At 36.6% G+C, this 21,819-nt stretch carries 17 protein-coding genes and 2 pseudogenes; 12 read left to right on the forward strand and 7 right to left on the reverse strand.

Annotated elements, in window-relative coordinates:
* The first annotated feature begins 64 nt into the window (after window positions 1-64).
* From rsuA to CUB63_RS04695, 3 genes are all read left to right on the forward strand, one after another.
* Window positions 65-769, forward strand: coding sequence for a 16S rRNA pseudouridine(516) synthase RsuA (gene rsuA / locus CUB63_RS04685; protein ID WP_072062747.1), 705 nt, complete (start codon window positions 65-67; stop codon window positions 767-769).
* Between the two features lie 37 nt (window positions 770-806).
* Window positions 807-1,991 carry a Bcr/CflA family multidrug efflux MFS transporter gene (locus CUB63_RS04690; RefSeq protein ID WP_109847561.1) on the forward strand — a complete coding sequence of 395 codons (1,185 nt, stop codon included), beginning with the start codon at window positions 807-809 and terminating at the stop codon, window positions 1,989-1,991.
* Window positions 1,992-2,512: 521 nt separating this feature from the next.
* A complete protein-coding gene (locus tag CUB63_RS04695; RefSeq protein ID WP_072062745.1) occupies window positions 2,513-2,860 on the forward strand; it encodes a YejG family protein in 348 nt (115 codons plus the stop codon).
* Between the two features lie 117 nt (window positions 2,861-2,977).
* Here the strand turns inward: CUB63_RS04695 and mepS are convergent, their stop codons facing one another.
* Together mepS and CUB63_RS04705 are read right to left on the reverse strand one after the other, a co-directional pair.
* On the reverse strand, window positions 2,978-3,592 hold the full coding sequence (mepS, locus tag CUB63_RS04700; RefSeq protein WP_006537312.1) for a bifunctional murein DD-endopeptidase/murein LD-carboxypeptidase: 615 nt from the start codon (window positions 3,590-3,592) through the stop codon (window positions 2,978-2,980).
* A gap of 361 nt (window positions 3,593-3,953) precedes the next feature.
* Window positions 3,954-4,662, reverse strand: a pseudogene (locus CUB63_RS04705) (phosphatase PAP2 family protein).
* A 346-nt stretch (window positions 4,663-5,008) separates the two neighbouring features.
* Here CUB63_RS04705 and CUB63_RS04710 point away from each other — a divergent pair.
* Together CUB63_RS04710 and CUB63_RS04715 are read left to right on the forward strand one after the other, a co-directional pair.
* Window positions 5,009-5,320 (forward strand): hypothetical protein, encoded by a 312-nt coding sequence (locus CUB63_RS04710; RefSeq protein ID WP_072062743.1) that lies wholly within the window; start codon window positions 5,009-5,011, stop codon window positions 5,318-5,320.
* A 265-nt stretch (window positions 5,321-5,585) separates the two neighbouring features.
* Complete coding sequence (locus CUB63_RS04715; RefSeq protein WP_109847562.1) at window positions 5,586-5,915, forward strand: hypothetical protein; 330 nt, start codon at window positions 5,586-5,588, stop codon at window positions 5,913-5,915.
* A 144-nt stretch (window positions 5,916-6,059) separates the two neighbouring features.
* On the opposite strand, the gene yeiP is transcribed toward CUB63_RS04715, so the two are convergent.
* The 3 genes from yeiP to CUB63_RS04730 all read right to left on the reverse strand — a co-directional run bounded on the left by yeiP (window position 6,060) and on the right by CUB63_RS04730 (window position 8,717).
* Window positions 6,060-6,632, reverse strand: a complete 573-nt coding sequence (gene yeiP, locus CUB63_RS04720) for an elongation factor P-like protein YeiP (protein WP_072062741.1) — start codon at window positions 6,630-6,632, stop codon at window positions 6,060-6,062.
* 140 nt (window positions 6,633-6,772) lie between these two features.
* The gene (gene mtr, locus CUB63_RS04725) at window positions 6,773-8,014 is read right to left on the reverse strand and encodes a tryptophan permease (protein WP_006537307.1); all 1,242 of its coding nucleotides are present in this window, start codon (window positions 8,012-8,014) and stop codon (window positions 6,773-6,775) included.
* Window positions 8,015-8,300: 286 nt separating this feature from the next.
* A complete protein-coding gene (locus tag CUB63_RS04730; RefSeq protein ID WP_109847563.1) occupies window positions 8,301-8,717 on the reverse strand; it encodes a nucleotide triphosphate diphosphatase NUDT15 in 417 nt (138 codons plus the stop codon).
* Between the two features lie 188 nt (window positions 8,718-8,905).
* Between CUB63_RS04730 and fruK the strand changes: the two genes are divergently transcribed.
* Window positions 8,906-9,844 carry a 1-phosphofructokinase gene (fruK, locus tag CUB63_RS04735; RefSeq protein WP_109847564.1) on the forward strand — a complete coding sequence of 313 codons (939 nt, stop codon included), beginning with the start codon at window positions 8,906-8,908 and terminating at the stop codon, window positions 9,842-9,844.
* A 46-nt stretch (window positions 9,845-9,890) separates the two neighbouring features.
* Here fruK and nfo read toward each other — a convergent pair whose 3' ends face one another.
* Together nfo and CUB63_RS04745 are read right to left on the reverse strand one after the other, a co-directional pair.
* Entirely contained in the window at window positions 9,891-10,733 is an 843-nt protein-coding gene (nfo, locus tag CUB63_RS04740) for a deoxyribonuclease IV (protein WP_109847565.1), read from the reverse strand.
* 166 nt (window positions 10,734-10,899) lie between these two features.
* Complete coding sequence (locus CUB63_RS04745) at window positions 10,900-11,994, reverse strand: YeiH family protein (protein WP_174704106.1); 1,095 nt, start codon at window positions 11,992-11,994, stop codon at window positions 10,900-10,902.
* A gap of 184 nt (window positions 11,995-12,178) precedes the next feature.
* Here CUB63_RS04745 and yieE point away from each other — a divergent pair, with 184 nt between their 5' ends.
* From yieE to CUB63_RS04780, 6 genes and pseudogenes are all read left to right on the forward strand, one after another.
* On the forward strand, window positions 12,179-13,072 hold the full coding sequence (gene yieE, locus CUB63_RS04750) for a DNA-binding transcriptional regulator YeiE (RefSeq protein ID WP_109847577.1): 894 nt from the start codon (window positions 12,179-12,181) through the stop codon (window positions 13,070-13,072).
* A 118-nt stretch (window positions 13,073-13,190) separates the two neighbouring features.
* Entirely contained in the window at window positions 13,191-14,678 is a 1,488-nt protein-coding gene (locus CUB63_RS04755) for an amino acid permease (RefSeq protein ID WP_006537299.1), read from the forward strand.
* A 567-nt stretch (window positions 14,679-15,245) separates the two neighbouring features.
* Window positions 15,246-16,253 carry a FecCD family ABC transporter permease gene (locus CUB63_RS04760; RefSeq protein WP_375804002.1) on the forward strand — a complete coding sequence of 336 codons (1,008 nt, stop codon included), beginning with the start codon at window positions 15,246-15,248 and terminating at the stop codon, window positions 16,251-16,253.
* Complete coding sequence (locus tag CUB63_RS04765; RefSeq protein ID WP_109847567.1) at window positions 16,253-17,035, forward strand: ABC transporter ATP-binding protein; 783 nt, start codon at window positions 16,253-16,255, stop codon at window positions 17,033-17,035. The genes CUB63_RS04760 and CUB63_RS04765 overlap by 1 nt, the downstream gene beginning before the upstream one ends.
* Before the next feature lie 171 nt (window positions 17,036-17,206).
* Window positions 17,207-19,227, forward strand: a pseudogene (locus CUB63_RS04770) (ligand-gated channel protein).
* A 965-nt stretch (window positions 19,228-20,192) separates the two neighbouring features.
* Window positions 20,193-21,572: an APC family permease gene (locus CUB63_RS04780; RefSeq protein ID WP_109847569.1), complete on the forward strand. Its 1,380-nt coding sequence runs from the start codon at window positions 20,193-20,195 to the stop codon at window positions 21,570-21,572.
* Window positions 21,573-21,819 lie beyond the last annotated feature (247 nt).

Raw genomic sequence — 21,819 nt, forward strand, 5'->3', positions numbered from 1 at the left:
TTAATATTCATTTTTAATAGATGCCTCATATCAGATGGTATTCTTCCATTTTTCAGAGAAATTCATGCGATTAGATAAATTTTTATCCCAGCAATTGGGTATTAGCCGTAGCTTGATCCTTCGTGAATTAAGAGCTGGGCTTGTAACAATTGATGGCGAAATGGTGAAAAGCGGTTCAACTAAAATTGCACCAGAGCAAGAAGTAGCTTACGACGGTAAGGTTTTAACTCAAATTTTAGGGCCTCGTTACTTTATGTTGAATAAGCCAATTGGTTATGTATGTTCAACAGACGATCCTGTCAATCCAACTATTCTCTATTTTATTGATGAACCGTTAGCTCATAAATTACATGCTGCTGGTCGTTTAGATATTGATACAACAGGGCTTGTTTTATTAACAGATAATGGTCAATGGTCACATCGTATTACGGCGCCAAAACATCATTGTGAAAAAACTTATCTGGTTACATTAGAAGAGCCGATTGGAGAGGGTGTTGCTGAACAATTCCAAAAAGGTGTACAACTCAATGGTGAAAAAGATCTGACTAAACCCGCCAAATTAGAAATTCTTACACCAACAGAAGTGAAACTCACTATTAGTGAAGGCAAATACCATCAAGTGAAACGTATGTTTGCAGCAGTGGGGAATCATGTCAGTGCATTACATCGTGAGCGTATTGGCGATATCACATTAGATGAGACTTTAGCTGAGGGAGAATATCGTCCATTAACAGAAGAAGAGATCAACAGCATTCACTTACCTCAATAATTATTATCTGTTCTGTCGTCTTTGGGAGTTTATCTGCGTGCAACAGCAACGTTCGTCGTACCTTGGTCTCATTTTAATATTGGGACTTATTTCCATGCTTATGCCATTGGCTATAGATATGTATTTGCCAAGTTTACCAACTATTGCGCAAGATTTTGGTGTGCCTAGTGGCAAAGTGCAAATGACATTAAGTATCTATATTTTTGGCTTTGCTATTGGACAATTAGTCTATGGTCCTATGGCTGATAGTTTGGGGCGTAAGCCTGTCATTTTGGGTGGCGTAATTGTTTTTGCTTTTGCCTCTAGTGCATGTGCATTATCTGAATCAATAGATATGCTAATTGGCATGCGTTTTTTACATGGTTTTGCTGCTGCTGCGGCAAGTGTTGTGATTAATGCATTGATGAGAGATATGTTTTCTAGAGATGACTTCTCTCGAAGTATGTCTTTTGTTGCGCTTGTCATGACCATCGCGCCATTATTAGCACCACTATTAGGCGCTTGGGTGATGAATTGGTTTTCATGGCATGCTATTTTCTGGAGTATCGCGATAGCTGCTGTGATTGCATCGGCATTAATTGCTTTTTATATTCCAGAAACATTACCCAAAGAGCGTCGCCAACGCTTAAGCTTAAGAGTGACATTTAGCCAATTTATTAGTCTGTTTAGAACACGTCGTGTCCTTTGCTATATTTTGGCTTCAGGTTTTTCTTTTGCTGGCATGTTTTCATTCCTTAGTGCTGGTCCTTTTGTCTATATCGAATTACATGGCATTCCATTTGATCAATTTGGATTATATTTTGGTTTTAATATCATCTTCTTAATTTTGATGACAAGCATTAATGGGCGATATGTTCGTCGATTTGGTGCGTTGAATATGTTACGCCTAGGATTAACGATTCAATGTTGTATGGGGCTTTTTTTATTGTTGGTGGTTGCTCTTGATTTACATTTCTATTTCCTTGTTGTGGGGGTAGCAATGTATGTGGGAGGGATTGCGATGATCACATCGAATGCGATGGCCGTTATCCTTGATGATTATCCCCATATGGCCGGGACAGTTTCTTCTCTTGCAGGAACAGTGCGTTTTGGTGTGGGTGCTTTAGTTGGAACGGCTATTGCTATGCTACCAGCTAAATCAGAATGGCCAATGGTTAGTTCTATGGCATTCTGTGTACTGTTTGCTATGGGTTTTATTTTGCTTGCTCGTCGTTATAAATAAGCACATCACGCTATAAATAACAGAAATTTATAGCGTGTTTATCTTTTCTTTCTTCTATTTTTTCTAAAAACATCACATCTTCCTCTATTATATTTCATGAATCGTTTCAAATTAGTGCGTTTTTTTGATTTGAATCAATATTTGATGTTGTTTTTTTGTTAAATTAAGTGAAATTTATTTTAATATTCATCTACTATTGTTTTGTCGATATGAAGCATCGTGATAAAAATTGATGGATTGTTTTACTTTAATACGTAATATTTTATACAATTATTTTATATGGTTGATAAAATGTTAAATAAATGAAAGAATAATTGAAGAGATTAAGTATTGCAGACATGAATATCTGCAAACACACTAAGCTAAATGAATGGTTTGATATGTCCCTTTGCTTATTTGTAAAATAACTGTAACGTTCATGTTGTATGATTAACAAGGTTCTAATATGCGTGTGAGCAAGTCAGTTCAAACTCGTATTGATGATGTATTAAATTAACGTGTTGATGAAACAGGATTGATTTGTGGATAATGTACAACTTTCGGTAGTTCATAAGCTGCCGCTGAGTTATCGGTGGCTAGCAGGTTTTGCAGGTACAAGAGTAGAAATACTGCCTGAAAATGATGCTGGAAAGCAAAATACGCTAATTGGCTTAAAATTATTAAGTCATGATGGTATGACACTGGATGAAGCAATACAGAATTTGCGTCAGTATCTGAGTAATCTCCATATTGATAGTGTTGTGATTGAGTGGGATGGTGCTCCTTGCCTTTTCCTTCATAGCGACGATGAATGTGCTGCATTATGTTGCTTAAAAAACGCGGGAGTCGCTATTGCTGAGCCATTCCCAACTGCATATTCTTATTTATAATACCTATTAATGTTATAAAACTAATGGAATTAATTTGCGGTTTACGCATAGTCAAGAATATAAAAAAAGCCTCATTAATGAGGCTTTTTTTATTGTAATAAGATATAAGGGAATTAATTATCTTAATACATTTTGCGAAAGGGTGTTTTCAGCAAGTGCTGTATCATTTTTGTCAATAACACGTCTTGCAGCATAAAAGCGTTTATTCCAGTATGTATTAGACATTTCTGACACTGTTACGCCGTTACTGGTGGATGCATGTACAAATTTATCATTACCAATATAAATTCCAACATGGCGCATAGTACGGCCTGTTTTGAATAGAACGAGATCGCCAGCTTGTAATTTTGATTTATTAACCTGAGTACCGGAGAACTGTTGGTCTGAGGTTGAGCGAGGAAGTTCTACACCAAATTGGTCAAGAAAAGTTCTTTGTACAAAGGCAGAACAATCGATGCCTCTTTTAGTATTTCCGCCTAAACGGTAAGCAACGCCTTTCCAGTCTGCATATTGGTCAAGTATCTTGGATTTTATATCGAGATTCTTCACCAATGATTCAAATTCATCTTGCGATGCTTGGGAAATAGATGTGCTTGATGATGTATTTAGTGGGGCGGTGCTTGAATTCGCTAAGCGTGAATTTGCGTTCTGTGAGCTACATGCCGATAGTGTAGCTACAACAATGAACGCCGGTATGAGCTTAAGCATTCTCATATACGGTTTTGTTCTCATTGTGACAGATTTCCCTTACATCCTTACGTGCAAAAGTGCACATGAATATTCACCAAATAACCAGAGAATATAGTGTAATTTAACTCTGGCAACCTTATTTCGCGAAAAACGTGCTCTAAAGCACGTAAATATCCACATTAAACAATAAATAATGAGGAAACTAGAAAAGTGTACAGAAAGAGGAACTAAATGGCGAGAGAAAAGAAGCTTAATTTACAAAACATTAGATAATAAAGTGCTAATACTTAAAATAGATCTCATTTTGTCATAATAATATCATTTAATTGTCAAAAAAATGACCAAGAGAATAAGTGCGATATTACACTTATTCTCTTTTAATAAATGAGATGTGTTTTCTCTTTTATTTTTTAAAAGGGAGATGTTTTTCTAATTGTCTGACAATAATGTCTGATAATGGTGTAATTAATAACCAACTTGTTGTGATTAAAGTTAAAGAAACAGAACCGACTAATATATCTGATGCCCAGTGTGCGCCGGCCATCACTCTTGGTAATGAAAATATGACAGTAATGAGCAGCGCGCATACGAAAGAACGAAACGAGAGGTAACGTAAGATAAAACTACAAAAGATAAGTAGCATTAAACCATGATCGCCAGGAAAACTATCACCTGAGGCATCTTTTGTTGGAATGCCAGTTATAACACCCACTCTATGTGCATCTTGAAAATAAAGTGTTGGGCTGGGTCTTTCTATTGGAAGATTTTGTCCAATTTGATTAATCAGTACAGCGCAGACTACCATCACTAATCCCACAATTATAAGATGGCGTTTACCTTTATAATCTTTTTGACGAAAAGTATTGTAATAAAGTGCACCCATCACCAACAAAATAACCAAATCAAACTTTCTATTATTGGTATAAGCCACAAAAGAAGCAAAAAAAAGTATCAGGCAAAATATGCTGATTAAAAAAATAAAAAATATGGGTATCAGTTGATAGCCAAAATCCATGTTGTGCCGGAAGATACCAAGAGAAAAAAATAATTAAGCCTGCAAGATTAAGTAGAAAGATAGCCAGTGCTTTTTGGTGAAAATTAGAAAGTTTCATAGTAATAAAATAACAAATTTCCGTATATTTTGTGATCTAGATCACGAATTGTCTAATTTTGATTATAGGACTATAACCAAAATAAAAAAATAGATCTTTGCAATTAGTTGTTCATACAATTGTTACACTTTGGTTTCATTTCTGTTGGATTTTTTTGTACCCACTTAACCGAAATTTAGAATATTTTTTTTTGATACTCTTAATTTGAGTATTACATAATGTTTTTCTATTATTAAATTAAAGATGAAAGTTAAATAAATAAAGTAACAAGCCGATATTAGTTATGACTTTAATAACATATTGGCTTGTGGAATCCACACATCCCAATAATCATAGGAGATTAATTTTGAATAAAATTTATATTGCAGCTACATGTCTGACTTTATTATTTAGTACACCTACTTTTGCTAAGGAAAATAAAGTCATTGGTTCAGTAACAATAACTTTTGTTGGTGCAATTGTTGAGGGCAATTGTCTAATTGATACAGATAAAAACATTTTTAAAACAAGCTGTTGGGATGGAAGTAAAATGCAAGAATCTCAATATCAGTTAGAAAGGAATAAGCATTTTAGCTCTGAATTGATTAACAATAAAGGTTCTATGGATATTAAATGGATTAATGATAACTTAGCCATAATGAACATTGTTTATAATTAATTTTCCATAGTTCTAATAATAACAATAATTTTATTAATTAAATAAAATTTAATACCTTTATAGGACTGTTATTAAAGTTAAAAATATTTGACTTAAGTTTAATCAACGTTGATTTCTTATTTATAAATATCGAACACTTATATTTGATAGACATCAAATATTCTTCTTATGTCTATATAAATGTCATGTTTTATTGCTATGATGAAAATATGTCGGGTAGGTGTGATCCTCATACCTGCTAGCGCAAACAAGAAGTGAGGTCGTTATGAGAAAATATCTGACCGTAGTATGCAGTCTTCTCGTTTCCAGTTCGATATCATTGGCTTGGGCATCTGATCCCATGCAAACAACAGGGCAGATTTATCTACGGGGTGCGATTGTGGATCCTGCATGTGAGATGAATTTCACATTTGATAAAGCTGAATACCAATGTTACAAACACAACAAAGTGTTTACATCTACTCAATCTATTGTTCCTGCGTCTTTTGAAAAATCCCAACAAACTATTATTTTGCCTCAAGATATGGGCAAGGCTGAGATCCGTTGGATGGATAATACCAAAAAGAATGGTGTGATAGACGTTCAATATTTTTAAGGCGTCTGCGGGTAGACAGAGGTAGAGTTCAAAAGATAAACAAGTCAAATAATCGTTTGTCACATTGGCTTTCTTACGATTATCTGACCTATTTAAAGTAATATTAGCTGTTATACGCTAATAAGTAGTTTTTTTGACTATTGATTAGTCTGCTCGGCCCATATAGCGACGTTCAGCAATATGAATGCGAACTTTATCGCCAGTGGAAAGATATTCAGGAACCTGAATAACTAGCCCTGTTGGCAACGTTGCAGGTTTAGTACGAGCGCTTGCAGAAGCACCTTTAATACCAGGAACAGTTTCAACAATTTCCATATCAACAGTTTGTGGCAATTCTAATGCTAAAACTTGACCATCCATTGTTAATACTTGCATTCCCGCCAAGCCTTCCTCAGGAATAAACAGTAATTCATCTTCAATTTGATCTTTTTTGAAGGTATACGGTGTGTAATCTTCATTGTCCATAAAGATATATTCATCACCATCAATGTAAGAAAAGCTAACAGGGCGACGCGTTAAGCTGATGGTATCAATCATATCATCGCCTTTAAATCGCTCTTCTACTTTCTGGCCTGTACGGATATCAGTAAAACGCATTTTGTACAGTGTACTTGCACCACGAGCACTTGGTGCTTGGATATCGATATCTTTTACCAGTAATAACTTGTTGTTATAACTAACAGCCATACCACGTTTAATTTCATTGGCTTTTGCCATATAAAACCTTCCATTAAATAACATTGATGATAATGGCGACAAAATTACTCGCAGTGCAGAAACTTGGCAAGTTATTCACGCAATTTTTTATAAGATTTGATGAAAAAATAAAGCCAGCAATGCTGGCTTTAGTGAAGCGATTAGCGATAGATAGGAAGAAGATTAAAGTTTGCTAAAATATGTGCGGTAGCATTGATGATGCCAAACAAAATAACAAATCCAATCATAAACATACCACCAGGAGCTTTAAAGCTCTGCTCTTGATGACGCTGGCGACTGGCCTTTGCCATTAAGGCTGGAATAATTGCAGCCCAAATAGTTGCTGCCAGTCCTGCAAATCCAATGGCATATAAGAAACCATCAGGGAAAATAATGGCTAAAATTGTCGGTGGTATAAACGTCACTAGTGCAGATTTAAATCGGCCACTTCCTGTATTTGAAAACTTAAAGAAGTCTGCTAAGTAATCGAATAATCCTAATGAAACGCCTAAGAATGAACTTGCTAATGCCATATAAGAGAACAAGTCTAATAACATTGATACAGTGGCATTGGCGGTTGTTGAGCGCATTTGTGCCAATAAGTTACCAATATTCCCACCATCAGCAATCACTTGCTTGAATCCTTCACGAGGAATATTACCTTGTACAACAAACTGCCATAAAATATAAATTGCCAGTGAAATCAGTGTACCAGTCAACAAGCTTTTCATAACGGCTTTGCCATCTTTGCGGTAATACGTTACTAAGCCTGGAATATTGCCATGATAACCAAATGAGGTTAACAAATAAGGTAATGCAGCTAAAGCATAAGGCAAGTAGCTTGCATTGCTTTCATTGGTGTTAAATAGCACGGGCATTTTTACTTCCGTAAATAGGCCACCAATGGCTAATACAAAGGCAATTACCATACCGCCAATTAAAATGGTGCTTAATCTATCCACTGCACGTGTTGATAACCAAACAAAAAAAGCAACAATTAATGCAAAGACTAAACCCGCGATAGCTTGGGGTAGGCTGATCACTTCTGCAAAGTTTTGCACGATAATGGAACTGCCTGCAGAAATATAAGCGTAAGTTAAAATATAAAGAACAAACGCAATAGATAGCCCATTAATCGTACTCCAGCCTTTTCCTAATAAGTCTTTAGTAATGGTATGAAAGCTTGAGCCTAAAGGATAATGAAGATTCACTTCTAAGATCATTAATCCAGACATAAATAGGCAAAACCAAGTATAAATTAATAGAAAAATAGACCCAGTAAACCAGACACCAGAAGTCACAATTGGAATGGAAAACATGCCAGCACCGACAGCGGTACCTGCAATGATCATTGCGCCACCAAGTATGGATGGACGCTTTGTTATTGATGTGACTTCTGACATAGGATGTCCTTATTAAATTGAATCAATGTACTAGCTTGATGGTGTAAAGAATACACGTTTGTATTTAGAGTGTAAATAGAGGTTATTGTGCTTTATAAAAGAAAAAAGTGAGTAAAAATAATACAGTAGAAGAGGGTGATCATATAAATCAATAGATTAGAGTAAGGATTATCAGAAATGATAAAGAAATTGAGAGTTAAATAAATGGTTTTTTAAGCAAGATTAAACGTTGAAATCATTATTCTGAACAAAAGATATTCAGAATAATGAAAGTGATAGAGGGGAATTAGCCTTGGTAAAACTGTTTGTTTTTCCACAATGTAATAGAATTACGGCTGGCTTCAAAATGAGGTTCAGGCAAATTATTCGGTGAACACCAGCGGATCTCAGAACATTTATCTGGCTCCATTAATTTTGGCTCATCGCCTTGGTATTGTGCAATCATACAAATAGAAACAGTGTGTTTACCTTCTAATTGGTAAGTTTCTAAATTATTACTAATACCTATTACTTGAGGTGATGTAATAGTAATGCCAATTTCTTCTTTTATTTCGCGAATGGCGCATTGTTCAAAAGTTTCACCATCATCGACATGACCACCAAAAATTGACCAATACGGTGCATGTGTTCCACAGCGTTTTCCTAATAACACTTCACCTTTTTCATTTACAATAATCACGCCAACACCGACCACGACTGACATTCTAGGCTCCTTATTTTTTATATAGTTATTGATCACGGATAGCTAAGTCATTTTTTATGAGCGTTATTGTCCTTGGAGAAGAGTAAGAGTCAAGAAGAACTGATGCATTTTCACTGAATAAAAAGTTAATTGATGCTATATATATCACTCAAAATATTCATAATAAAAAATGATTGGGGAGAGAAGGCATGAGGCGCCGTGTCGCTACGATCACCTTAAACCCTGCTTATGATCTTGTTGGTGCTTGTCCAGCTATTGATGTAGGTGGTGTTAATTTAGTCCGAACTGCTGGACTTAATCCTGCTGGTAAAGGTAATAATGTCGCGAAAGTCTTACGTGATTTAGGAATAGATATTACCGTCAGCGGATTTATGGGACGCGAAAATCAAGAAGAGTTTCAGCATTTTTTTAGTGAAAATGGGACGGCCAATCGCTTTTATCTGGTATCTGGCCGTACTCGCATTAATGTGAAATTGACTGAAGGAAGAGGGCAGGTTACTGATTTTAATTTTTCAGGGTTTACAGTATCACCACAAGATTGGCAACGCTTTGTAGCAGACTCACTTAATTGGCTGGGGCATTTTGATATGGTGGTTGTTAGCGGCAGCCTACCGAATGGTGTTGATCCTGAAGCCTTTACACAGTGGATGATTAAATTAAGGCAGTTGTGCCCTTGTATTATCTTTGATAGTAGTCGTGATGCTTTAGTGGCGGGATTAAAAGCCGCACCTTGGTTAATAAAACCGAACCACAGGGAGTTAGAAGCCTGGGTTGGGCATTCACTGACTGAAATGACAGATATTATTAAAGCAGCGCATCAACTGCGAGATAAAGGTATTGCACATGTCGTTATTTCACTGGGTGAAAGGGGGGCATTATGGGTAAATGCATCTGGTGCATGGCTGGCAAAACCACCATATTGTGATGTGATAAGCACTGTTGGCGCGGGAGATTCAATGGTTGCAGGATTAGTCTATGGCTTATTAATGAGTCAAACGAGTGAGCATACATTGCGTCTTGCCACCGCTATTTCTGCGCTATCAGTCAGTCAGCCTGATGTTGGAATTAAAGATAGAAGTCAACTTGCTCAGATGATGACAAAAATTGAGTTAACCGCAATTAAGTAATGCTATTTGCGGTTTATTTTGAGGTAAACCGCAAAGAATACCAAATTTAGGCTTGTTGTGATTTTAACCAAGCAATTTCTTCAGGCCAAATGTCAGGATTAATGGTTTCTAAAATCAGCGGAATACCATCAAAACGTTTATCTTGCATAATATAACTAAAAGGTACTTTACCAATATTACCTTCGCCTAAGCTATGGTGACGGTCAACTCGACTTGCTAGTTCACTTTTAGCATCATTTAAGTGCATCGCTTTTAAGTATTGAAAGCCGACAATCTTTTCAAATTCAGCGAATGTTTTTTCGCAATCTTCAATCGTTCTTAGATCATAACCAGCGGCGAAAGTGTGGCAAGTATCAATACAAACGCCAACACGAGATTTATCTTCTACACCATCAATAATAGCGGCTAGATGTTCAAAACGATAACCTAAATTTGTTCCTTGCCCTGCGGTATTTTCAATCACGGCAGTGACATTTTTAGTTTTTTCTAAAGTGATATTAATTGATTGGGCAATTTTTTGTAGGCACTTATCAACATCTATCTTATTTAAATGACTTCCTGGATGGAAATTCAGTAATTCGATACCCAGTTGTTCACAACGTTGCATTTCATCTAGAAATGCGTCTCTCGATTTTTCGAGAGCATCTTCTTCAGGATGGCCTAAATTAATGAGATAACTGTCATGAGGTAAAATTTGAGAAGGGGTATAATTATAAAGTTCGCAGTTCTTTTTAAATTTATCAATGACTTCTGTGGATAATGGTGCGGCTTTCCACTGACGCTGATTCTTAGTAAAAAGGGCAAATGCAGTCGCTTTTATTTCATGTGCGCGTAATACCGCCTGATCGACGCCACCAGCAGCACTGACATGTGCGCCAACAAATTTCATTATTTCTCTCCTTAGATTTATTTTACACCATGATAACAAACATACCGCGTATAACATCATATTGAGATGATAAAAGCAAAAAAGCGCAACTAAAAATAGTTGCGCAATCTAAAAATACTTCTCAAGGCGAAAATTAAAGGGAGATTATTTTTAATTGATATTCCTACTAAGACATCAGCACAGTTTGAATAAAGATATTAATCATCGCACCACCAAGGGTTAACCAGAAAAATAAGAATAACGCTAACAATAACGGTTTAACACCAGCTTGTCGGATAGCACTAATATGTGTAGTTAAACCTAATGCCACCATGGCCATTGCTAATAGAATGGTATCGATAGTCACAATGTAATTAACAATAGATGCTGGAATTAAATTCAAAGAGTTAAAGCCAGCCATTAAAATAAAGAAGACAGCAAACCAAGGAATTGTAATAGGGCTTTTTTCAGCAGCTTGTGCGCCATTGTTTGCCTTACTTTTCTTTTTACTTAAATAAGTTGAAAGAATAATTAAGAACGGTGCTAGCATCATTACGCGGATCATTTTACTAATAACTGCTGCATTTTCAGCATCAGGGCTAATAGAGTGCCCTACTGCGACAACTTGAGCCACTTCGTGAATTGTTGAACCGGAGAAAATGCCAAAGGTTTCTTCTGTAAATGGTAGCCAGCCTGCAAACGCATTTAAGTGATAGAACCAAGGATAAAGAAAAATACCAATAGTGCCGAAAATCACAACAGTAGAAACCGCAACAGCGACTTGGCTTGCTTGTGCTTTAACAACAGGCTCTGTTGCCATAACAGCCGCAGCACCACAAATACTGCTACCTGCACCAATCAAAATCACAGTTTGTTCATCTAAGCCGAAATATTTTCGACCAATCCACATTGCAATAAGAAAAGTCGATGCCAGCATAATCGCATCTATAATTAAACCTGTTGCGCCTACATCTGCAATTTGCTGAAAAGTCAGTCTAAAACCGTACAAAATAATACCTGTACGTAATAAATAGTGTTTAGCAAATTTGACACCTTCTTCACTATAAGGTTTTGCAACAGGATAAAAGGTATTACCTACAATAATACCGAATAGGATTGCTAGCGTTAATGCGCCTAACCCCATGCTAGAAAACCAAGGAATATCACCAATATAAATAGCAAGCGCAGTTAATACGCCTGTTAGTAATAAACCAGGAAGCCAGCGATAGATTGGAGTAAAACATTTTTTCGCCAATGTAATAGATTGACTTTGCTCTGACATAGAAAAACCTTGCTTATATGAATTTTGCATAAGCATATAACAATCAATCTTATTTATTAAACTCATTATTTTTATAATAATAACCAGTAAAATTAATATAGGTGTATTTTCTTAAATGTACTTGGTATGTTACTGGTTTGTGGATAGTATGTTATTACAATGATGGCTCAAGGGTGGAATGGATATGCGAATTACGTTGCGGCAACTGGAAGTCTTTACTGAAGTTCTCAAGAGTGGTTCTACAACGCAAGCATCACAACAGCTTGCTTTATCTCAATCTGCTGTCAGTGCATCTTTAACTGATCTCGAAAGCCAACTAGGTGTACAGCTTTTTGATAGGGTGGGAAAACGGCTTGTCACAAATGAACATGGGCGATTACTTTATCCCAGAGCATTATCTTTACTTGAACGAGCAACTGAAGTGGAGCAGTTATTCCAAGCAGGAAATGGTGCTTTACGCATTGCTGCAAGTACAACGATAGGTAATTATATTTTGCCTCAAATGCTGGGGAATTTTCATCGTAATTATCCTGATATTCCACTAGAAATGAGCATTGGAAATACTGAGGAAGTCGTTAAATTAGTGAGCGAATTCCGTGTTGATTTAGGGTTAATTGAAGGTGCTTGCCAAAGTTCTGAATTGATTAGCCAGAAATGGCTTTTAGATGAAATGGTTGTTTTTTGCTCACCCGAACATCCGTTAGCTAAAATTCCAAAAGTGACTTTAACTGATTTACAGTCAGCACCTTGGATTTTACGAGAAAATGGTTCGGGAACGCGAGATGTACTTAACCACCTTCTATTTTCTTCTTTACCGGGTTACCGCATTGAAATGGAATTAGGTAACTCAGAAGCGATTAAACATGCTGTGATGTATGAAATGGGGATCAGCTGTTTATCTCGCCGAGTTATTGAAGAGCAGATTAATAATGGCTCATTAAAAGAGATAAAAGTAGAAGGGCTGACCTTACAACGAACTTTATATCTTGTATATCATCGTCAAAAACATGTCTCTGATGCACTGAAAAAACTGCTGATGTATTGTAACGCTGAACACTTAATCGGCAATTTTTCATAAATTGCTAATAATGGACGCTCGATCATGAAGGTATCTTATAATCCTAGATCCTTGCTATTCACGAACGACAGATTTGCTACAATCCTCGTCAGAAAAGTGAATATAAAAGTGGAATGTTATGTCAGAACAACAAAATAGTACTGCTGGTTCGGGCGCAGTACGCACTTTGCGCCGAGAGTTAAAAGCGCGACATTTAGCGATGATCGCTATTGGTGGTTCAATTGGTACAGGGCTTTTTGTCGCATCAGGTGCAACTGTTGCTCAAGCAGGGCCAGGTGGGGCATTACTCTCATATGCTTTAATTGGATTAATGGTCTATTTTCTAATGACAAGCCTTGGAGAATTAGCCGCATTTATGCCTGTTTCCGGCTCATTCTCAACATACGGTTCTAAGTATGTAGAAGAAGGTTTTGGTTTCGCATTAGGCTGGAATTATTGGTATAACTGGGCAGTTACCATTGCTGTTGACCTTGTTGCTGCACAATTAGTGATGCTCTATTGGTTCCCTGATGTTGATGGGTGGATCTGGAGTGCTCTATTTCTGGGCGTTATTTTCTTGCTCAACTATATCTCTGTAAAAGGATTTGGTGAGGCAGAGTATTGGTTCTCATTAATCAAAGTTTCCACAGTAATTATTTTTATTATTGTGGGTATTGCAATGATCACTGGCATTATGAAAGGTGCCGAAAACGCAGGTTGGCATAATTGGGAAATTGGTGATGCACCTTTTGCGGGGGGGTTTGCCGCCATGATTGGTGTTGCCATGATTGTTGGTTTCTCATTTCAAGGTACAGAATTAATTGGTATTGCAGCGGGTGAATCTAAAGATCCAGCTAAGAATATTCCAAAAGCTGTGCGTAAAGTCTTCTGGCGTATCTTATTATTTTATATCTTCGCGATTTTAATTATTAGCTTAATTATCCCTTACACTGATCCTAGTTTACTGCGTAATGAGGTAGGTGATATTAGCGTTAGTCCATTCACGCTAGTCTTTAAAAATGCGGGATTATTGTCTGCGGCTGCCATCATGAATGCGGTTATCTTAACAGCGGTACTTTCTGCGGGTAACTCAGGTATGTATGCATCAACGCGTATGCTGTTTACATTAGCAAGAGAAGGCAAAGCACCAAAATGTTTTGGTAAATTGTCTAAAAATGGTGTGCCACGTAATGCACTTTATGCAACAACTGTTGTTGCGGGCCTGTGTTTCTTAAGCTCAATGTATGGAAACCAAACTGTCTACTTGTGGTTATTAAACACGTCAGGAATGACGGGCTTTATTGCCTGGTTAGGTATTGCGATTAGTCATTATCGTTTCCGTAAAGGTTATGTTGCACAAGGTCGTGATTTAAATGACTTACCTTATCGTTCCGGCTTCTTCCCAATTGGTCCTATTTTTGCCTTTATATTATGTTTAATTATTACATTAGGCCAGAATTACCAAGCTTTCTTAGAAGATACGATTGATTGGTATGGTGTAATTGCAACCTATATTGGTATCCCATTATTTTTATTGATTTGGTTTACTTATAAGATTGTGAAGAAAACCCGCTTTATTCGTTATAACGAAATGGAATTTCCAACACATATTGCGAATAAAAAATAACCAATAAATCAAGTTATTAAAACGCCCGTTTTGTGATGACAATCACTATAAAACGGGCGTTTTTTTATTTTTTAACCCATCAATTATAGAAAAGATACAAAAAAGTCTAATTATATTACCAATCGCATTGATAATAGTTATTATTTGCTTTATTGTTAGCGTGTAATTTATTTGTTGAAAATAAAATAATGACGCTATTGGTTGTAATTTATATGATTAATGTAATGGTTCTAATGAGAATTAGTTTTTTTAGTGCTCAATGTCACCAACCAATAACTTATCGAAATATAATAAGTTATATAGTGAATATCTTCCACCGTATAATTATTGTGCGACCCATCTCCTTTATGAATAAGTCGTCTCAAATTAATAATTTGTTTTTTGTACATAAAACACCGTTGATGAGTTATACGGTATGTTTTTGCCTATTGAGCGTATTGGCAGGAGCAGAAAAGAGTAGAAGAAAAACTAGGTACCATAATTGATATGAGCATTATATCAGAGAGACTTACTACACAAGAGCATGAAAAAAACACATCAGATAATGTGAAAACCCATTATCGAAAAATGATGAATAAACGCATGCTATGGTTGGGAATTATCGCTTTAATTATTTGTGGTTCTGTGGTGTTAGATTTCACCATGGGGCCTTCAGGCTTATCACTTGATAAATTATTAACAACCCTGTTTCAACCTGAGCTTGTTGATGCGGGTTCGCGAGTGATTGTATGGGATATCCGCTTACCTTATGCCTTAATGGCGGTGGTGGTAGGGATGTCGCTAGGACTGGCGGGGGCAGAAATGCAAACTATTCTAAATAATCCGTTAGCAAGCCCATTTACCCTCGGTTTATCAAATGCAGCTTCATTTGGTGCTGCATTAGCAATAGTTTCGGGTATTGGTATTCCGGGTATTCCTGACCAATGGTTTATTTCAGCGAATGCATTTCTCTTTGCACTCTTATCCGCTTTATTATTAGACGCAATAACGCGTTGGACTCGTGTTCCTACATCTGGAGTGGTGCTTTTTGGTATTGCAATGGTGTTTACCTTTAATGCATTAGTCTCAATGATGCAATTTATTGCAACAGAAGATACGCTCCAAGGTCTGGTTTTCTGGACTATGGGAAGTTTAACACGTGCAACATGGGTAAAACTCGGTGTTATGGCGGGTGCCTTTGCTATCATTATGGTGATTTCATGGATGAGTTCATGGAAATTAACTGCATTGCGATTAGGCGAAGATAGAGCGATTAGCTTTGGTATTGATGTAAAACGCTTAAGATTAGGCTCATTGCTACGGATCAGTATTTTAACAGCACTGGCTGTTGCTTTTGTCGGGCCTATTGCTTTTATTGGGTTAGTTGCCCCTCATATTGCCCGTATGATGTTCGGTGAAGATCATCGATTCTATCTGCCAGCAAGCGCATTAATCGGTGCTTTAGTTTTATCATTGGCGTCTATTGCTTCTAAAAATTTGATACCGGGTGTCATTATTCCAGTGGGTATTGTGACATCGCTGGTGGGTGTGCCATTTTTCCTCAGCATGATTTTGCGTCATAGAGGGAATATCTAATGATTGAAGGCTTAAAAATTCAAGATTTTAGCGCTGGCTATGCTAAACATCTCATCATTAAGGCACTGGATGTTGAGCCTTTACCAAAAGGGAAGGTCACCGTATTGTTGGGGCCAAATGGTAGCGGAAAATCAACATTACTAAGAGCATTGGCTGGATTAAATAAATCATCAGGTATTGTCAATTTAGATGGTAATGATCTCGCGGCGATGAATTTTGCTCAACGCGCTCAAAATGTAGTCTATTTGCCACAAACATTACCAGCGGGTGTTCATTTACATGTTTTAGAATCCATTATTGTGGCGCAGCGTGCTTCAGGTGGATTACATAATGAACATAGTGAAGCCCAAGTAATGCACTTATTACGTCAATTAGGTATTGAGCATTTAGCATTACGTTATTTAGATGAATTATCGGGTGGTCAAAAACAATTAGTTGGGCTTGCTCAATCATTAATTAGACAACCTTCCTTATTATTATTGGATGAGCCATTAAGCGCGCTGGATCTTAATTACCAATATCATGTAATGGATTTAGTCGCTAAAGAAACACAGCGTAGAAATATTATTACTGTCGTGGTTGTTCACGATATTAATATCGCCTTGCGACATGGCGAACATGTATTAATGTTGAAACAGGGACAATTAATTGCACAAGGCACGCCAGATAAGGTTATTACGGCACAAAGCCTTGCTGATGTTTATGGTGTTCAAGGTAGATTGGAATATTGTTCACAAGGAATACCTCAAATTATTATTGATGGTTTAGTGGATAAAATATAGAGAAGTAAAAGAGAAAGAGAGAAGAAGTAAATATAGGAATGCAGTAAATAGGGATAAAAAAATAATATTAAAATAACCAAGGGTAATTAAATTTATTACCTTAGTTTTTGAGCAACTGTCGATATATCCATCTATATAAAACTTAAAGAATATATTCTTGGAGAATCGGGAATGGTCGTGTTAAATAAAAATAAAATTGCGCTTGGCGTTGTTGCTGCTATTGCATCAAGTTTTGTTATGACTGCAACAGCAGAAAATGTAGAAAAACTGCTTGTTACAACGGCTTCTGGTTTTAAACAAACCGTCGAAGATGCCCCTGCATCGGTTTCTGTTGTCACTCGTGAACAATTAGAAACTAAGTCTTATCGTGACGTAACTGATGCACTAAAAGATGTACCGGGTGTATTAGTCACAGGCGGTGGAAGTAGCTCTGATATTAGTATTCGTGGTATGGATGCAAAATATACCATGATCTTAGTTGATGGTAAGCGTGTTGCATCGCGTGAAACGCGCCCTAATAGTGATAATGCTGGTATTGAACAAGGTTGGTTACCGCCGTTGCCTGCGATTGAACGTATTGAAGTTGTACGTGGCCCAATGTCTTCTTTATATGGTTCAGATGCAATGGGTGGGGTTATCAATATTATTACCCGTAAAGCGCAAAAGAGTGGAACTTTAGTTTACGTGCAGACAGCACTATCACAGAGCGTAAAGACTCAGGTAATACGAATCAAGGTAGTTTTTATGCCGCTGGTCCATTAATTGATAATGTGCTGGGTTTAAAAATTCAAGGTCAATATTCACATCGTAGTGAAGATAAAATTGTGAATGGCTATAACCGCCAGATCACTGCAACAGGTGGCGGTACTTTAAGTTGGACGCCTGATGAGCAAAATACGATTGATTTTGAGTTTAAAAAAGATAATCAACATCGTGACTCTCGCGTTTGGCATTCTAAATCAGGATTACCTAGCCGAGGAAAAGCCCCTGAAAGTAGTTTTACTGACTATGAACTAACACATTATGCTCTGACTCATGATGGTATTTATGATTTTGGAACCATGAATACTTATGTTCAGCGTGATGAAAGCCGTAATCCATCACGTAAAATGGATTATGACGACACAACTGTGCGTAATCAGACCGTTTTAATGTTCGGTGATCATACTTTAAGTGTTGGTGCTCAATATCGTTACGAAGAGTTAAAAGATGAAGGTAATAAACTTAAAGCTAGCAATAAATTAGACCGTTATAGCTGGGCACTATTTGCTGAAGATGAATGGGCTATGACCAATGATTTCGCTTTAACGGGCGGTCTGCGTATGGACAAAGATGAAAACTTTGGTACGCATTGGACACCTCGAGTTTATGGTGTATGGCATCTTACTGATGAGTGGACATTAAAAGGTGGGGTATCTACCGGTTATCGTTCGCCTGACTTACGTCAAGCAACAGCATCATGGGGTCAAGGTACTGGCGGTGGTAATTATGATGCGGTTATTTATGGTAATCCAAGCTTAAAACCTGAAAAATCAGTCACTGAAGAGATCTCGATTATTTGGGATAATCGTGAAAACCTGACAGCAAGTTTAGGTCTTTTCAATACCGATTTTAAAGATAAGATTATGGAAGTTCGCCGTTGTGATAGTCGTACCAATAAAGATGGTTCTAAAATGGCGCCAGGGATCCGTGACTGTAATTTAAGTGATGGTGTGAGTAATGATGGTGATGCATATGACTTTGTGAGTGATAGAACTAACGTTGATAAAGCCAATATGCGTGGCGTTGAAGCTACCTTTAATTGGACAATATCACCAGAGTGGAATTTAGCGGCTAACTATACCTTTACGGATACTGAACAAAAAAGTGGTGATTTCAAAGGTAAGCCATTAAATAAACAACCACGTCATATGGCGAATGCAACCTTAAATTGGGAAACTACTCCAGAGATGGAAACATGGGCGCGTATTAACTTCCGTGGCAAAACCTCTGATTACTTAGCACGTACATCAATGTCACATGGTACACCTTCGTATGCATTTGTTGATATTGGGACCAGCTACAGCTTAACCAAACAACTCAATGTGATTGGCGGTGTTTATAATGTGTTAGATCGTCGCATTGACCAAGAGCATTTTAATACCACATTAGAAGGTCGTCGTTACAATATCGGTTTGAACTATAACTTCTAATTTGTTCCCCTCAGTTTGTGTCATTAAGACTCCACTTACGGAGTCTTTTTTTATCTCTGCTTTTCTAACATTTGATCAGAATTAACACTGGAAAGTTTAAGTATTGAGGTTTATATTTAGCTCAATAATTCATCTTACTCATCGCTTTATTCAGACAATTAGATTGTTATTTCTACTTATTACCAGTCATTTTTTTCTTAATTTATTCTCTTATTTTTAATTTATATAAAGTAGGCTGTTAAAAAATAGATACTTTTTATTAAAAGTCTATTTTTAGAGTTCAAAAGAAGTATGAGTTAACAAAACATTAGCATTAATCTTATTAATGTATTTTAAATGTTTTATTTTGATGATTTGTTGACGAAATTAATTTTAATATGATATTTAATTCTTATTTATCAATGCATTATATTTTTGTTCTTCCAGTGAAGTATGACCTTTGAAATGTTTAAAACTTAAAAGTTATGATAAAAGCACAATTGTTGTTAATAAAATGTAGCGTTATATGTTGACTTAGTTTGAGAATTAAAAAGATCGTAAAAAAAGGGGGTTTTTTGATGAAAATGTATTGCTATTTAAGTCTGAGACGTGCAAAATGCGCCCACTAAAAATATGACTGATGCGTTTAAAGTGCATCGGTTTTTTTTTGCGTTTTTACTTATTACTACACCAAGAGGTCAGATTCATTTGAGTCTGAATAGATAACATAATTTGATTAGCAGCCAGCCCCTTAGAGAAAGGGTTGTCATGATAGAGGAATGCTAATATGGTACAATTATTCTCTTTCGCAGTCGGGCCTAACGGCACTGCGGGCAACGATGACTACGGAGCATGGCGTCTCCTAAACACATACACATCCTTAAAAACTTCATTCTATTCTGTTTATAGGCAGATGCGAAGTCTTCCCAGTAACTGTCGGTTGAGTTTATCTAATACTCACACCGAAGTTATGGGAGGGTTCGCTAATGTCAGATAACGTTATCTCCTCTATCGGCACTAACCAAACAGGTGCTAACAATCGAGTTCAACTGCGTAAAACCTTGACACTAATGCAGGTAGTCATGATGGGGCTTGCTTTTTTACAGCCTATGACTATTTTCGATACATTTGGTATCGTTTCAGGCATTACTAATGGTCACGTAGCAACTTCGTATGCGATTGCATTGATTGCAATTTTATTTACCGCAGTAAGTTATGGAAAATTAGTTAAGCGTTTTCCTTCAGCAGGTTCTGCGTATACTTATGCTCAAAAATCCATGAGTCCTTATGTTGGGTTTATGGTAGGTTGGTCATCTTTACTCGACTATTTATTTATGCCAATGATCAATATTTTATTGGCGAAAATCTATTTACAAGCAATATTCCCGGGCGTTGAACCGTGGATCTTTGTATTTGGTTTAGTCGCTTTAATGACGTTCTTTAACCTGCGTGGTATTAACGTTGTTGCTAACTTAAATACAGCAATTGTTATTGTGCAAGTTGCAGTAATGGTTGTGTTTGTTGGATTACTTATTCACGGTGTTTATAACGGAGAAGGTGTAGGGGAGTTATGGACCTTTAGACCGTTTGCATCTGTGGATGCTGAATTGATACCAATGATAACCGGGGCAACAATACTCTGTTTCTCATTCTTAGGTTTTGACGGTATCAGTACATTATCAGAAGAGACACCAAATGCAGGTAACGTTATCCCTAAAGCGATTTTCTTAACTGCGCTGATTGGTGGGATCATCTTTATTGCAGTTTCTTGCTTTTTACAATTGTATTTCCCAGATATTTCACGATTTAAAAATCCAGAGGAGTCACAACCTGAAATAATGCTGTATGTTGCTGGCGCTTTATTCCAGTCTATTATATTAGTGTTCTCATGTGTGACTGTATTAGCCTCAGGTATGGCGGCTCACGCAGGTGTTGCTCGTTTACTTTATGTTATGGGGCGTGATGGAGTATTCCCAGAGAAGACATTTGGTTACGTACATCCTAAGTGGCGTACACCGGCATTTAACGTGCTATTAGTCGGTTTCTTAGCCTTAGGTGCAGTGTTCTTTGATTTAGTGACTGCAACAGCATTAATTAACTTTGGTGCGTTAGTTGCGTTTACTTTCGTGAATTTGTCTGTTATTTCACAGTTTTATATTCGTGAGCGCCGTAATAAAGGATTAATGGATCATATTAATTACCTGATATTACCTCTTATTGGTGCCGCGACAATGGGCGTCTTGTGGATAAACCTTGAACCAGGCTCTATGGAGTTAGGTCTTGTTTGGGGCGCAATTGGTATACTTTATATGGTGTGGATCACTCGTCGATTCCGTCGACCGATGCCACAAATGCCAGAAAAGTAATGCTATAAAAATTGTTATAAAAAAACAGTATAGAAATGGCTTCAGTAATGAAGCCATTTTTTTATTTAAGTTTTTATTTACATGAAATAAATATTTCAATAATAAAATGTTTTACTTTAAATTTTTCAAATTAAAATATAATTTATTTTAATTTTTATAATTTATTAAGTTTAACATTAATAAATTTATTAAGTGTTTTTTTCTTATTATATACAGCTAATTTTTTAACATAGGTTAATTTTTTTAA

The sequence above is a fragment of the Proteus penneri genome, assembly GCF_003144535.1.
GTDB classification, from domain to species: Bacteria; Pseudomonadota; Gammaproteobacteria; order Enterobacterales; family Enterobacteriaceae; genus Proteus; species Proteus penneri.

Bases quoted from the DNA above. Each gene is read 5' to 3' on its own strand.
- rsuA (WP_072062747.1), top strand. From the start codon at position 65: ATGCGATTAGATAAATTTTTATCCCAGCAATTGGGTATTAGCCGTAGC.
- mepS (WP_006537312.1), bottom strand. From the start codon at position 3,592: ATGAGAACAAAACCGTATATGAGAATGCTTAAGCTCATACCGGCGTTC.
- CUB63_RS04715 (WP_109847562.1), top strand. From the start codon at position 5,586: ATGAGAAAATATCTGACCGTAGTATGCAGTCTTCTCGTTTCCAGTTCG.
- yeiP (WP_072062741.1), bottom strand. From the start codon at position 6,632: ATGGCAAAAGCCAATGAAATTAAACGTGGTATGGCTGTTAGTTATAAC.
- mtr (WP_006537307.1), bottom strand. From the start codon at position 8,014: ATGTCAGAAGTCACATCAATAACAAAGCGTCCATCCATACTTGGTGGC.
- CUB63_RS04730 (WP_109847563.1), bottom strand. From the start codon at position 8,717: ATGTCAGTCGTGGTCGGTGTTGGCGTGATTATTGTAAATGAAAAAGGT.
- fruK (WP_109847564.1), top strand. From the start codon at position 8,906: ATGAGGCGCCGTGTCGCTACGATCACCTTAAACCCTGCTTATGATCTT.
- nfo (WP_109847565.1), bottom strand. From the start codon at position 10,733: ATGAAATTTGTTGGCGCACATGTCAGTGCTGCTGGTGGCGTCGATCAG.
- CUB63_RS04745 (WP_174704106.1), bottom strand. From the start codon at position 11,994: ATGTCAGAGCAAAGTCAATCTATTACATTGGCGAAAAAATGTTTTACT.
- yieE (WP_109847577.1), top strand. From the start codon at position 12,179: ATGCGAATTACGTTGCGGCAACTGGAAGTCTTTACTGAAGTTCTCAAG.
- CUB63_RS04755 (WP_006537299.1), top strand. From the start codon at position 13,191: ATGTCAGAACAACAAAATAGTACTGCTGGTTCGGGCGCAGTACGCACT.
- CUB63_RS04760 (WP_375804002.1), top strand. From the start codon at position 15,246: ATGATGAATAAACGCATGCTATGGTTGGGAATTATCGCTTTAATTATT.
- CUB63_RS04765 (WP_109847567.1), top strand. From the start codon at position 16,253: ATGATTGAAGGCTTAAAAATTCAAGATTTTAGCGCTGGCTATGCTAAA.
- CUB63_RS04780 (WP_109847569.1), top strand. From the start codon at position 20,193: ATGTCAGATAACGTTATCTCCTCTATCGGCACTAACCAAACAGGTGCT.